The sequence below is a fragment of the Brevundimonas sp. FV1ye4L genome (assembly GCF_058681255.1).
Map to the genome: position 1 here is coordinate 556,984 of NZ_CM178734.1, position 12,608 is coordinate 569,591.

The window sequence follows — 12,608 nt, forward strand, 5'->3', positions numbered from 1 at the left end:
CGGGCGCATGTTCAACACGACAAGACGTTTCCTGGTGGCCGGATTTACGGCCTTGGCCGTGGCCGGTTGCGCCGCCAAGGCTCCAGAAGGCCCGAATGGCGAGCCCCTTCAGAGGCTCGCCGTCGTCACGGCGTCCGGTGAACACACCTTCTGGGTCGAGATTGCGGACGATGAGCCCGAGCGCCAGCGCGGCCTGATGTTCCGCCCGCCACTGGAGGCAGACCGCGGCATGCTGTTCCAATGGCCGGGCGCCGCGCCGCGTGAGCAGAGCTTCTGGATGCGCAACACGCCCAGTTCGCTCGACATACTTTATATCGACCCGCAGGGACGCATCGTCTCGATCACTTCCCACGCCACCCCCTTTTCTGAGGCGCCCATCCCCTCGAACGGACCCGCCAACGGCGTGCTCGAACTCCGCGCGGGCCGAGCGGCGGAGATAGGGGCCCAGGCCGGCGACAAGGTTTTACATCCTTATTTCAAGCCTTGATTGCGGATTGCGTCGCGAAGTGCCAATAGAGCGCTCCGTTCGGTCCGGGGTGTAGCGCAGCCTGGTAGCGCATCTGGTTTGGGACCAGAGGGTCGGAGGTTCGAATCCTCTCGCCCCGACCAAGGAACGGCCGCTGGATTCCGTGTCCCGCGCGCGTTATGGCAGGTCCACAGGACCTGCCGATCACTAGGGATTTCGCCATGCTCGCCCGCATCTACCGCCCGGCCAAGACCGCTATGCAGTCCGGCAAGGCCAAGAGCCGCGACTGGCGCCTTGAGTTCGAGCCGGCGTCGGCCCGTACGATCGATCCGTTGATGGGCTGGACCAGTTCTTCGGACATGAACGGCCAGGTGCGCCTGGCCTTTGATTCGAAGGAAGAGGCCGTCGCCTATGCCGAACGCCACGGCATTCCGTTCCGCCTGCACGAGCCGAACGAAGCCCCGACGATCCTGAAGGCATACGCCGACAATTTCGCACCTAATCGCAAACAGCCCTGGACGCACTGACGCCCGGCTCGCTGCCGAGCGCCCTTAGCTCAACCGGATAGAGCACCCGCCTTCTAAGCGGACGGTTGCAGGTTCGAGTCCTGCAGGGCGCGCCACCCTCGCGACGGCGCAGCTGAAAGCCACGCCATGACCGAATCAGCATCCTCGAACATCGGCCAGATCCGCGTCGCGGCCCTTTATCGATTCTCACCCATCGACGAGGTCGAAGCCGTGCGGGCGCGTTTGCAGACCGTCTGTGACGCGGGCGGGGTCAAGGGCACGCTGCTGGTCGCCAACGAGGGTCTGAACGGCACCATCGCCGGGCCTGAAGTGGGGGTAGAGGCGGTGCTGACCACCATCCGCGCCTTTGCCGGCTTTGCTGATCTGGACGTCAAATACGCCTGGACCGCCGAGATGCCGTTTCTGAGGATGAAGGTCCGGATCAAGCGCGAGATCGTCACCATGGGCCAGCCGGATCTGGATCCGGCGCGGCAGGCGGGGGTCTATGTCGCGCCTCAGGACTGGAACGCTCTGATCGCTGATCCGACCACCTTGGTGATCGACACTCGTAATGACTACGAGGGCGAGATCGGCGCCTTCGAAGGTGCGGTGCAGCCGAACACGCGCAGTTTCCGCGACTTCCCCGACTGGTTCCGCACCGAGGGTCGGGCGCTCCTGGAAGAGCGGAAACCTCGGCGTGTGGCCATGTATTGCACCGGCGGCATCCGCTGCGAAAAATCGACCGCCTTCCTGAAGGCCGAGGGAGTGAAGAATGTCCACCACCTGGAAGGCGGCGTCCTGCGCTATCTCGAGGAGGTCGAGCCGGCCGACAGCCTGTGGCGGGGCGACTGTTTCGTCTTTGATGAGCGAGTCTCTGTGGGGCATGGTCTGGCGCAGGGCGACCACACCCTTTGCCGGGGGTGTCGCATGCCGGTGGATGCGGCGGGACGAGCCTCGCCTCACTTTATAGAAGGTGTCTGCTGCGAACGCTGCCGCGACACGCGCGACGACGCCCAACGGCTGCGCTACGCCGAGCGGCAGAAGCAGATCGAACTGGCGCGTCGACGCGGCGAGACCCACATGGGCCGCCATGGTCCTGCCTGACGCGCTCAATTTGGGTGGCTGTCAGTAGACCACACGCGCCATCGCGGGTGGGGCGCCGCAGTCAATGTTGCGAGACCGGAACGCTAGTCGACGGCGCTCGTTGGAAATCGGTCAAAGGCTTGTGAACCTCCAACCGAAAGGCAGCGGATGGGCGAGGTGATCCCATTTCCGGGCGGCGTGAGTCGTCCTCGAACCAAGCGTAGGGTCTGGGTGGTTCTCGCCGTCCTGAGCCTGTCCGTGGTCCTGGGCGGCGCGGTGCTGGCTGGGCGCGACCTCTTGAGAGGCGCGCAGGCCGACCGGGCGCCAGACCGAAGCCAAAGTGATATCCGCGTTTTGAAGGCTGATGGCCCCTCTCCGGACCGGTCCTTTCCTGTCTGAAAAGGCGCCGTGATTCGCAGCGGTTGTGGCCCGTCAGGGGTCCAGGCTCTTCAACGGATGTCTGCGGATGCCGGGCTGGCGGAAGCGGTGGGATTCGAACCCACGGACGGCTTTCACCGTCGCTGGTTTTCAAGACCAGTGCCTTAAACCACTCGGCCACACTTCCTTGCCGGTCTCGCCGGTCGGGCGGACGCCATAGCAGGGGAAGGGGGCGTTAACCAAAGCGGAAATGTCTTCGGTCATCTTGTTTTTGAACGAGTGTGGCGAGGCGTGCGGATGCGGATTGGGCAATGGGTGCGGAGCGGCCTGATTTTGGGGCTGTTCTCGCTGCTGGCGGCCTGTTCGACGTTTGGCGGCGAGGGGGCCGGCGGAGCCGTGCCGGTGGTCAAGGATCCGGCGCCGATCGTGTCGGGCACGATGCGGCCCTATCAGGTGCGCGGGCGGTGGTACACGCCGAAGGAACAGCCGGACTATGAAGAGGTCGGTCTGGCCTCCTGGTATGGCGACGCCTTCAACGGGCGGCCGACCTCGACCGGCGAGCGGTTCGACATGAGCCAGCTGACGGCGGCGCATAAGACCTTGCCGCTGCCGGGGCTGGTGGAGGTCACCAATCTGGAGAACGGGCGGCGGATCGTCGTGCGGGTCAATGATCGCGGGCCGTTCGTCGATGGGCGGATCATCGATCTGTCGCGGGGGGCGGCGCAGGAGCTGGATATGCTGCGGCAAGGCGTGGGCCGGGTGCGGGTTCGCTACCTGGGACGGGCGCCGAGGTTGGGCGGAGGGACGGTGCTGCGGGCTGAGGCGCCGCCGCCCGCGCAATCCACCACGGCGAGGCCGTATCAGCCCGTGCCCCAGACCGCGCCTGTCGAAGCGACGGCGGTCGTGAGTGGAAACGGCTCCTACTGGGTTCAGGCCGGGTCGTTTTCGGATCAGGCGGCGGCGCGGCGAATCGCCGAGCGGCTGGGCGCACGGGCGACCGTGGACGCCAGCGGGGGCGCCTATCGCGTGATGGTCGGGCCGTGGATCGACGCCAATGCGGCCGAGACGGCCCGTCAGGCGGTCGTGGCGCGCGGATATGCGGACGCTCTGTTGATATCCGGCGGCTAAGGCTTGCCTCCCGCGCCGCGGTCGCCATTGTGCGCCCGTGACCCGTGGAAAATTCATCAGCTTCGAAGGCGGCGAGGGGGCCGGCAAGTCGACTCAGGTCGGGCGGCTGGTCGAGCGGCTGCAAAACGTCCTGGGCGATCGCCAGGTGGTGCGGACGCGCGAACCGGGCGGTTCGAAGGGCGCGGAGGTGATCCGCAACCTGGTCGTGGCCACCGACGCAGAGCCCTGGTCGGCCATGACCGAGACCCTGCTGATGTACGCCTCGCGCTCCGACCATCTGGAGCGGACCATTCGGCCGGCGCTGGAGGCGGGCGACTGGGTCGTGTGCGACCGGTTCGCCGACAGCAGTCGGGCGTATCAGGGCGCGGGCGGCGGCGTGGCCCAGAGCTTTATCGAACAGATCGATGCGGGCGTGGTCGGGGACGACCAGCCGGACCTGACCCTGGTGTTTGACCTGCCGGTCGAGGTCGGGCTGGAGCGGGCGTTCGGGCGCGGCCTGTTCGAGACGCGGTTCGAATCCAAGGGGCTGGAGTTCCATCAGCGACTGCGCGAGGGCTTCCTGCGCATCGTCGAGGCCAATCCGCAGCGGTGCGTGCTGATCGACGCGGTGGGATCGCTGGACGAGGTCGAGGCGCGGGTTTGGCAGGCGGTTCAGGACCGGTTGCTGTGAGCGACGATCATCCCCGAGACCGGTTCGACCTGGTTCCCGATGCGGCGGCGGAAGCGGCCTTTCTGGACGCCTGGGAGCGGGGCCGTCTGCACCACGCCTGGCTGTTGTGCGGGGTCGAGGGGACGGGCAAGGCGACCTTCGCCTATCGCGCGGCGCGGCGGCTGCTGGGGGCGGCGGCCGATCCGGCGCGGGGGCCGCTGGGCGCGCGGCGCGAGGATCCGGTCAGCCGGCTGATCTCGGCCCAGTCCCACCCGGACCTGCTGGTGCTGGAACGGCTGGTCGAGGGCGGCAAGACCAAGAAGTCGATCTCGGTCGATCAGTCGCGCGACCTGCCCGAGTTCTTTTCCAAGAGCCCGTCCCAGGCCCAGCACCGGGTGGCGATCATCGATGCGGCCGACGACCTTAACATCAACGCGGCCAACGCCTTGCTGAAGGTTCTGGAGGAGCCGCCCGAGCGGGGGGTGCTGTTCCTGGTGACCCATGCGCCGGGGCGGCTGCTGGCCACGATCCGGTCGCGCTGCCGGCGGCTGAGCTTCCCCATCTGGACGCCGGAGCGGCTGGAGACCCTGGTGCGGAACCGCACGGGGGCGGAGCCTGAGGAGGCCGAGCACGCGGCGGCCATGGCGGGCGGATCGCCGGGCGCGGCCCTGGCCCTGGCGTCGGGGGCGACCTTCGAGATGGACCAGCTGGCGCGGCGCTGGGTCGAGGGGGATGTGGACCGGGCCGAGGCCCTGGCCATCGCCGACAAGTTCCGGGGGGCCGAGGGGCAAGAGCGGTTCGAGACCCTGATGGAGCGGCTGATCGCGGCGGTGCGGATGCAGGCCCTGAGCAGTCCGGCCGGCGCAGGCAATCGCTGGGCCGAGCTGTGGGAGCGGCTGCAGCCACTGCCGGAGCGGGCGGCGGGGCTGAACCTGGACAAGGCCGATGTGCTGGCCGGGGCGCTGGCGGACTTGAAGCGGGTCCAGGCCCAGCAGGCGCGGATGGGCTGATGCTGATCGACAGTCATGTGAACCTGCACGCGCCCCAGTTCGACGAGGACCGGGACGCGGTGATCGCCCGGGCGCGCGAGGCCGGGGTCGGTCTGATGGTCGAGATCTCCGACAAGTTGACCACCTTTGAGGCGACCCATGGGATCGCCATGGCCAACCCGGACATCTGGTGCACGGTCGGGGTCCATCCGCACGAGGCCAAGGATGCGGCGGAGCTGACGGCGGCGACCCTGGTGGAGCTGGCGCAGCGGCCCAAGGTGGTGGGGATCGGCGAGTGCGGGCTGGACTTCCACTATGACTTCAGTCCGCGCGAGATCCAGGCGGCGGTGTTCCGCCAGCATGTGGCGGCGGCGCGGGAGACGGGGCTGCCGCTGGTGATCCATACCCGCGAGGCGGATGAGGTCATGGGGGCGATCCTGAAGGAGGAGCACGCCGCCGGGCCGTTCAAGATGCTGATGCACTGCTACACCAGCGGGGCGGAACTGGCGGGAATCGCAGCGGAACTTGGGGCCTGGTTCTCGGTCTCGGGGATCGCCACCTTCAAGGCGGCCGAGGATGTGCGGGCGGTGATCCGGGACATGCCGGCCGAGCGTATAATCGTCGAGACCGACTGCCCCTATCTGGCGCCCATCCCGCATCGCGGGCGGCGCAACGAACCGGCCTATATCAGCCATGTGCTGGACAAGCTGGCCGAGATCAGGGGCTGGAGCGCCGAGGAGGCGGACCAGAGAACCACCGAGGCCTTCTTCGGCCTCTTTGACCGGATACCGAGATCGGCATGAGTTTCGAAGTCGTCATCCTGGGCAGCGGATCCTCGGGCGGGGTGCCGCGGGGCGACGGCGACTGGGGCGTCTGCGACCCGGCCGAGCCGAGGAACCGGCGGACGCGCTGCGCGATGCTGGCGAGGAAGACCGGGCCGGAGGGGATGACCAACATCCTGATCGACACCTCGCCGGACCTGCGCGAACAGATGCTGGCCAGCGAGACCCGGCATGTGGACGCCGTCCTCTATACCCACGACCATGCGGACCAGACCCATGGGATTGACGACCTGCGGACTTTCGCGACGCGGGCGCGCAAGCGGATCCCGGCCTGGATGGACGAGGCGACCCTGACGTCCCTGTCGCACCGGTTCGACTATATCTTCGAGAGCAAGTTCGGCTATCCGCCGCTGCTGGACGCCCAGGTCATTCCGCCCCACGGGACGGCCTGGTCGGTGGAGGGGCCGGGGGGCGCGATCCCGGTCGTGACCTTCGATCAGGGGCACGGGCCGATCCGGTCGGTCGGCTATCGGCTGGGCGACATGGCCTATTCCAGCGACGTCTCGGACCTGGACGAGGCAGCGATCCGTGCGGTGGCGGGGAGCCAGGTCTGGATCGTCGACGCCCTGCGCTACACCCCCCATCCGACCCATGCCCATCTGGATCGGACGCTGGAGTGGATTGCGGCGGCGGATGTCGAGCGGGCCGTGCTGACGAACCTGCATATCGACATGGATTACAAGGAATTGTCGGCGATTGTTCCGGCCAATGTCGAGGTCGGGTTCGACGGCTGGCGCTGCATGATCGGCTGAGGCCGCTCAGTTTGTCGTAAAAACAGGGTGACAAACCGCCAAACCGCCAAATGCGCCATGGGGCGACCGCTGCGGCGTTAGGATCGGCTGAGGCCGGTCAGTTTGGCGCGAAAACAGGGTGACAACCGTGCCAAAGGCGCCAAACGCGCCAGGGGCGACGATTGTGGCGTTGATGGGGAGCGGACGTCGCAGGCGGACTGCGGCGCGCGCCCGATGTCAAAGACCGGACGACGAGGCTAACACAGTCTGGAGGCGTGTTAGGTTGATGGCGGTTGGGGCGCGTTAGGGTGTTGAAAGGATTAGCTTCAGTTCGACAAATTGGGGAAGGTGAGCTTCGTTTGCCTTCCTCGGTTCATCTATGCGAACCGCTCTCCTCACATTTTCATTCAGCAGAGCCGCGCTGGAAAGCGCACGTCCCGAACATCTGTTCGGGGCGGATATCCGACTTTAACAACTATGCCTTTCAGCGACGTCCATACGGTATTGATATTCCCAGAACCACTGAGGTAGCTGTGCGCTGATTTTTAGGTCTATTTCGGCGGATGATACCGGATCAAGATGACCGCTGGCGAAGCACAGGCGACTGGGCTTTCAGAACACCAGTCGGTCCGGCTGCTGATCGGGCGCTGCGGGCCGGGTCGTCATGCAGTCCTGAGGGGTAACGAAGCCTCGTCCGGGGATCCATGAGGGATGCTCATCGCCATCGATTACAAGCATTTGATTGCGCAGCGACTCGGGCAGGCGTTCGATCAGGGCTTGGCGATCCTCCATCCACCAGACATTGGTGCTGTTGATGCGAAACCGGCTCATCCATCGCGGGCCGATGATGATCAGGGTCGGGCCTGCGGGTGCGCATCCGTAGTTCGGGCGCATCTCCAGGGTCCGCATCACCTCCACGAACCGCGTCGCATAGGCCTCGTCCTTCTGAACGTCCGCGTAATACTGCACCTCGGGCAGGACGACTTCCGTCACATGCTGAGGAAAATCTCGCTGAAATTCGAAGAACGTCGTGGGGTCGGCCATGAGCGCTTCAACAGTCTGGCCGGACTCTACACGCCGCGCCTCGATATAACCGAACAGGCCCCGCGGCGGCGTGCCGTGCATGGCGATAAACGACCCCTCGGTGACGTGGAGTTTCCGGTGCCCTACCGGAGCAAGATAGTTGGCGCATGAAGACGAGCATTCTCCGTCCACGATAATCTCCGCCTTGTCCTTGAACAGACGTCGCCCAACTCGCAGGGACGCGGCCATATCCCCGCCTGGCGTATTCAGCACGACGGCCTTAAACGGTTCCGGGTGAGCCTCGACCGCGACGGCCATCTCCATTGTAATGATCCCAGCCAGGCAAACCGTATCTCCGATGATTTCGAACGATGAGTCACCGCATACCGCCAGGGCCCGGCTAACATTTCTCGCTTGGTCCCCAGCCCCGGCTCTCCCTTGTTCCTGGGCTTCGGCTTGGTCGCAAAGCGCCAAAGCAACAACGATGGCCGCAAGTCTGATACCTGATGTCATGTCTTTGGGCTCTCAGCTGTGGCGATTTGGAAGGGCGGGCGGGTGCCCGCCCTCCCGTGAAGACTAGCTAGTCGTCGCTGAACTACCTTCAAAGATGACGCGAATGCGTCACCACCACCACCCCACTGTCCGTAAAACAGCCTATTGCGCGCGAACATGGCGACCGCGCCAATCAAACCCGCGAATCCGCACAACCGCACTGTAGATGCATTCATCTCGTCCTCCGCTGATAGTTTAGCTGGCCGCTTCAACGGGACAACCGGAACCGCCAAGCTGAATTTCCGCAACGGGTCGGGACCCGTCTCAGGCCAGCGGCCGGAAAGCCGATCAGCGCCCTCCGACGAGGTCCGGATTGTCGCACGATCGCGGCGGCTACGCTCCAGTAGCAGCCGAACGAGGGCATCCAAGAACCGACGGTGGGCGCTGTCTGTGTTCGACCGATCTACGCCGTCCCCTCCGCCACCATCGACCGGGCGACGGCTTCGGCCACCTTGATGCCGTCAACGGCGGCCGACAGGATGCCGCCGGCATAGCCGGCGCCTTCGCCGGCAGGGAACAGGCCGCGCACGTTCAGGCTCTGAAAGTCGGCGCCGCGGGTCATTCGGATCGGGGATGAACTGCGGGTTTCGACGCCCGTCAGAACCGCCTGGGCGTCGTCGTAGCGGGCGATCTTGCGGCCGAAGACGGGTAGGGCCTCGCGCATGGCGGCGATCACATAGTCGGGCATCAGGGGCGCCAGGTCGGTCGGGCGCACGCCCGGCTTATAGCTGGGGACGACCTCGCCCAGCGCGGTCGAGGGGCGGCCCGCCAGGAAGTCGCCGACCAGCTGGCCCGGCGCGAAATAGTCGCCGCCGCCGGCCGCATAGGCGCGGGTCTCCAGCTCCCGTTGCAGTTCGATGCCCGCCAGCGGGTGGTCGCTGGGATAATCCTCGGGCGAGATGCCGACCACGAAACCGGAGTTGGCGTTGCGCTCGTTGCGCGAATATTGGCTCATGCCGTTGGTCACGACGCGGCCGGGCTCGCTGGTCGCCGCCACCACGGTGCCGCCCGGGCACATGCAGAAGCTGTAGACGGTGCGGCCGTTCGAGCAGTGGTGCGAGAGCGTATAGGCCGCCGCGCCCAGATCGGGGTGGCCGGCGCAGGGGCCGAACATGGCCTTGTCGATCCACGACTGCGGATGCTCGATGCGGAAGCCGATCGAGAACGGCTTGGCCTCGATATGGACGCCGCGCTCGTAGAGAGTCTGGAAGGTGTCGCGCGACGAATGGCCGATGGCGAAGACCACGTGATCGGCCTCCAGCGTCTCGCCGGTGTGCAGGCGCACGCCCCGGAGGGCGCCCTTGTCGAGATCGATGTCCGTGACCCGGTGCTCGAAGCGGTACTCGCCGCCCAGCTGTTCGATCTTCTCGCGCATGGCCTCGACCATGGTCACCAGGCGGAAGGTGCCGATGTGCGGGTGGGCCTCGGTGAGGATTTCCTCCGGCGCCCCGGCCGCGACGAATTCGGTCAACACCTTGCGGGCCAGGAAACGCGGATCCTTGATCTGGCTGTAGAGCTTGCCGTCGGAGAAGGTGCCCGCGCCGCCCTCGCCGAACTGCACGTTGGATTCCGGGTCCAACTTGCTGCTTCGCCACAGGCCCCAGGTGTCCTTCGTCCGCTGCCGCACCACTTTTCCGCGGTCGAGGATGATCGGCTTGAACCCCATCTCGGCCAGGATCAGCCCGGCGAACAGGCCGCACGGCCCGGCCCCGATCACGAGCGGGCGAAGGCGCTCGGTCTTGGTTGCGAGAGCGACCGGGCGATAGGCGACGTCTGGCGTCGGCGCCACATGCACGTCGTCCGCAAGGCGGGCCAGCACCGCTGATTCATCCCTCACCTCGACGTCGAGGATATAGACTTTCAGAATCGCGGATTTCCGGCGGGCGTCGTGCGCCCGCTTCCATATCGACCAAGAGACAAGATCGTGCGGCGGCACGCCCAGGCGGGCGGCGATCGCGGCGGGCAAGGCCTCCGGCGGGTGGTCGAGGGGCAGTTTGAGTTCTGACAGGCGCAACATCGGGGGCGTTCTAGCCGCTTGAGTCTTTGGATCCTAGGCGCAAGGCCCAGGATGACGGGCGCGGGCGTGGGCGTCCCCTTCAATCCGCCCCCGCCTTGTGCCCCTTCCAGTCAAACAACTCCTCCAGCACCTGCACGGCCTGGCCGCGCTCGGACGTAAGGTCGGGGTCGCGGTTCAGGATCAGGCGGGCGTCGTCGGCGGCGGCCAGCATCAGGGACCGGTGGCGGATCGGGTCTGCGAAGCGGTAGGCGGGGAAGCCGCTCTGTTTCAGGCCCAGGGGGTCGCCGCCGCCGCGTAGGCGGAAGTCTTCTTCGGCGATGACGAAGCCGTCCTCGGTGCGGCGCAGGGTTTCGAGCCGTTCCTTGGCCGTTTCTCCGAGGGCGCCGTCCTGGCCGCCGTACAGCAGGATGCAGGAGCTGGCCTTTGAGCCCCGTCCGACGCGGCCGCGCAGTTGGTGCAGCTGGGCCAGGCCGAAGCGGTCGGCGTGTTCGATGACCATGATTGAGGCGTTGGGCACGTCCACCCCGACCTCGACAACGGTGGTGGCGACCAGCAGGGGGAGGCGGCCGTCGGCGAAGTCGGCCATGACGGCTTCGCGCTCGGCGCCGGGCATCTGGCCGTGGGCGAGGCCGACCTCGACCCCCAGCAGGCGGCGCAGGTCGTCGGCGCGATCGACGGCGGCGGCGAGGTCGATGGCCTCGGATTCGGCGACCAGGGGGCAGATCCAATAGGCCTGGGCGCCGGCGTCCAGCGCCGTCTTCAACCGGGCGGCGACCTCGCCGATCCGAGCCAGGGGAACGACGGCGGTGGTGACGGGGGTGCGGCCCGGCGGCTTCTCCATCAGGCGGCTGACTTCCAGCTCGCCATACTGGGTCAGTTCCAGGGTGCGAGGGATGGGGGTGGCCGACATGGTCAGCAGGTGGACGGCGCCGATTCGCGGATCACCCTTGGCCTGGAGCCGCTGGCGCTCGCTGACGCCGAACCGGTGCTGTTCGTCGATGACGGCCAGGGCCAGGCGGTCGAAGCGGACGGCGTCCTGGAACAGGGCGTGGGTGCCGATGGCGACCTGGGCTTGGCCGGAGGCCAGGGCGGCCAGTTTCTCGCGCCTCTGGCCGTTGGTGTCGCGACCGGTGAGCAGGACGGAGGCGACGCCGGCCGCCTCCAGCAGGGGGCCGAGTTTCTCGTAGTGCTGGCGGGCCAGGATTTCGGTCGGGGCCATCAGGGCGGACTGGAAGCCGCTGGAGGCCGCGTCGGCCAGGGCCAGGGCGGCGACGGCGGTCTTGCCCGAGCCGACGTCGCCCTGAAGCAGGCGGCCCATCTGTTTGCCGGAGGCCAGGTCGCGGCGGATTTCGGCGACGGCCTGGGCCTGGGCGTTGGTCAGGGTGAAGGGTAGGGCCTGGAGCAGGCAGTCGGAGGCGGCGCCGGGCGCGATGTCGGGCGAGGGCTTGATCTCGCGGGCGCGGCGACGGCGGGCCAGGGCCAGCTGGTGGGCCAGGAACTCGTCATAGGCCAGACGCTGGCGGGCGGGGGCGTCGGGCGTCAGGTCCAGCTCGCTCGCCGGGGCGTGCAGGGCGTCCAGCGCGGCGCGCCAGCCCAGCCAGTCCTGCTTCTTCAGCCAGGCGGGATCCTGCCATTCCGGCAGGTCGGGGGCGGCGGGCAGGGCGGCCTGGACCAGTTTGCGCAGCTGGCGCGAGGTCAGGCCCTGGGTCGCCGGATAGACGGGTTCGGAGGCCGGGATGTCGGCGGCCTTGTCCAGGGTGACGATGTCCGGGTGGACGATCTGGACCTCGCCGTTGAACCGCTCGACCTTGCCCGAGACCAGCCGGGTCTCGCCGCGCGGCAGCAGCCGGTCGATATGCTGGGGCGAGCCGCCGAACCAGACCAGGTGGACGAAACCGGTCGGGTCGCTGGCGCGGACCTTCAGCGGGGCGCCGGGGCGGCTGGGGACGAACAGGCGGTCGATGACGATTTCGAAGATCCCGACCTCGCCGTCCACGGCGGTCGCCGCCTCCATGGGCCGGCGCACGATGACGCCCGAGGGGCCGAGGAAGGCCAGATCGCGCACCAGCGGACCCGCGACCTTCTGCACCAGGGGCAGGGCGCGGGGGCCCACGCCCTTCAGGCTGGAGACCTCGGCGAACAGGGGAAAGAGAATCTGCGGACGCATCGCCGGGAACATAGCGTGACCATGACGGGTGGCGAAGTGGGCGAAGGAGCGCTATCTGCGCTTCTTCCATTTTAGGA

The 12,608-nt window shown here is 67.2% G+C and carries 11 protein-coding genes and 3 tRNA genes; 10 read left to right on the forward strand and 4 right to left on the reverse strand.

The features are described from left to right. The first annotated feature begins 7 nt into the window (after positions 1-7). The 5 genes from ACW17X_RS02665 to trhO all read left to right on the forward strand — a co-directional run bounded on the left by ACW17X_RS02665 (position 8) and on the right by trhO (position 2,076). On the forward strand, positions 8-487 hold the full coding sequence (locus tag ACW17X_RS02665; RefSeq protein ID WP_492099538.1) for a DUF192 domain-containing protein: 480 nt from the start codon (positions 8-10) through the stop codon (positions 485-487). Between the two features lie 45 nt (positions 488-532). Further along, positions 533-609 (forward strand) — tRNA-Pro (locus tag ACW17X_RS02670). Positions 610-687: 78 nt separating this feature from the next. Then, positions 688-993 (forward strand): ETC complex I subunit, encoded by a 306-nt coding sequence (locus tag ACW17X_RS02675; protein WP_271166349.1) that lies wholly within the window; start codon positions 688-690, stop codon positions 991-993. Between the two features lie 18 nt (positions 994-1,011). Beyond that, positions 1,012-1,088, forward strand: a tRNA-Arg gene (locus ACW17X_RS02680). A 55-nt stretch (positions 1,089-1,143) separates the two neighbouring features. Further along, positions 1,144-2,076, forward strand: a complete 933-nt coding sequence (trhO, locus tag ACW17X_RS02685) for an oxygen-dependent tRNA uridine(34) hydroxylase TrhO (RefSeq protein ID WP_492100429.1) — start codon at positions 1,144-1,146, stop codon at positions 2,074-2,076. A gap of 454 nt (positions 2,077-2,530) precedes the next feature. Here the strand turns inward: trhO and ACW17X_RS02690 are convergent. Next, positions 2,531-2,620: transfer RNA gene (locus ACW17X_RS02690), tRNA-Ser, on the reverse strand. A gap of 110 nt (positions 2,621-2,730) precedes the next feature. On the opposite strand from ACW17X_RS02690, the gene ACW17X_RS02695 reads away from it, so the two are divergent. The 5 genes from ACW17X_RS02695 to ACW17X_RS02715 are packed head-to-tail and all read left to right on the forward strand — an operon-like array spanning position 2,731 to position 6,793. Continuing rightward, positions 2,731-3,561: a septal ring lytic transglycosylase RlpA family protein gene (locus tag ACW17X_RS02695; protein ID WP_492099539.1), complete on the forward strand. Its 831-nt coding sequence runs from the start codon at positions 2,731-2,733 to the stop codon at positions 3,559-3,561. A 37-nt stretch (positions 3,562-3,598) separates the two neighbouring features. Continuing rightward, positions 3,599-4,231 carry a dTMP kinase gene (tmk, locus tag ACW17X_RS02700; protein WP_492099540.1) on the forward strand — a complete coding sequence of 211 codons (633 nt, stop codon included), beginning with the start codon at positions 3,599-3,601 and terminating at the stop codon, positions 4,229-4,231. Beyond that, positions 4,228-5,220, forward strand: coding sequence for a DNA polymerase III subunit delta' (locus tag ACW17X_RS02705; protein WP_492099541.1), 993 nt, complete (start codon positions 4,228-4,230; stop codon positions 5,218-5,220). The genes tmk and ACW17X_RS02705 overlap by 4 nt, the downstream gene beginning before the upstream one ends. Continuing rightward, positions 5,220-6,002, forward strand: a complete 783-nt coding sequence (locus tag ACW17X_RS02710; RefSeq protein ID WP_492099542.1) for a TatD family hydrolase — start codon at positions 5,220-5,222, stop codon at positions 6,000-6,002. The genes ACW17X_RS02705 and ACW17X_RS02710 overlap by 1 nt, the downstream gene beginning before the upstream one ends. Further along, complete coding sequence (locus tag ACW17X_RS02715) at positions 5,999-6,793, forward strand: MBL fold metallo-hydrolase (protein ID WP_492099543.1); 795 nt, start codon at positions 5,999-6,001, stop codon at positions 6,791-6,793. Before ACW17X_RS02710 ends, ACW17X_RS02715 begins: the two co-directional genes overlap by 4 nt. A gap of 591 nt (positions 6,794-7,384) precedes the next feature. On the opposite strand, the gene ACW17X_RS02720 is transcribed toward ACW17X_RS02715, so the two are convergent. The 3 genes from ACW17X_RS02720 to recG all read right to left on the reverse strand — a co-directional run bounded on the left by ACW17X_RS02720 (position 7,385) and on the right by recG (position 12,531). Further along, complete coding sequence (locus ACW17X_RS02720; protein ID WP_492099544.1) at positions 7,385-8,119, reverse strand: hypothetical protein; 735 nt, start codon at positions 8,117-8,119, stop codon at positions 7,385-7,387. A 631-nt stretch (positions 8,120-8,750) separates the two neighbouring features. Further along, on the reverse strand, positions 8,751-10,364 hold the full coding sequence (locus ACW17X_RS02725) for an NAD(P)/FAD-dependent oxidoreductase (protein ID WP_492099545.1): 1,614 nt from the start codon (positions 10,362-10,364) through the stop codon (positions 8,751-8,753). Between the two features lie 79 nt (positions 10,365-10,443). Next, a complete protein-coding gene (gene recG / locus ACW17X_RS02730; protein WP_492099546.1) occupies positions 10,444-12,531 on the reverse strand; it encodes an ATP-dependent DNA helicase RecG in 2,088 nt (695 codons plus the stop codon). Between the last annotated feature and the right edge of the window lie 77 nt (positions 12,532-12,608).

Excerpts from the sequence above, each read along its gene's own strand:
- ACW17X_RS02715 (WP_492099543.1), top strand. The coding sequence starts at position 5,999 with ATGAGTTTCGAAGTCGTCATCCTGGGCAGCGGATCCTCGGGCGGGGTG.
- ACW17X_RS02720 (WP_492099544.1), bottom strand. The coding sequence starts at position 8,119 with ATGGAGATGGCCGTCGCGGTCGAGGCTCACCCGGAACCGTTTAAGGCC.
- ACW17X_RS02710 (WP_492099542.1), top strand. The coding sequence starts at position 5,220 with ATGCTGATCGACAGTCATGTGAACCTGCACGCGCCCCAGTTCGACGAG.
- ACW17X_RS02725 (WP_492099545.1), bottom strand. The coding sequence starts at position 10,364 with ATGTTGCGCCTGTCAGAACTCAAACTGCCCCTCGACCACCCGCCGGAG.
- ACW17X_RS02675 (WP_271166349.1), top strand. The coding sequence starts at position 688 with ATGCTCGCCCGCATCTACCGCCCGGCCAAGACCGCTATGCAGTCCGGC.
- ACW17X_RS02665 (WP_492099538.1), top strand. The coding sequence starts at position 8 with ATGTTCAACACGACAAGACGTTTCCTGGTGGCCGGATTTACGGCCTTG.
- recG (WP_492099546.1), bottom strand. The coding sequence starts at position 12,531 with ATGCGTCCGCAGATTCTCTTTCCCCTGTTCGCCGAGGTCTCCAGCCTG.
- ACW17X_RS02695 (WP_492099539.1), top strand. The coding sequence starts at position 2,731 with ATGCGGATTGGGCAATGGGTGCGGAGCGGCCTGATTTTGGGGCTGTTC.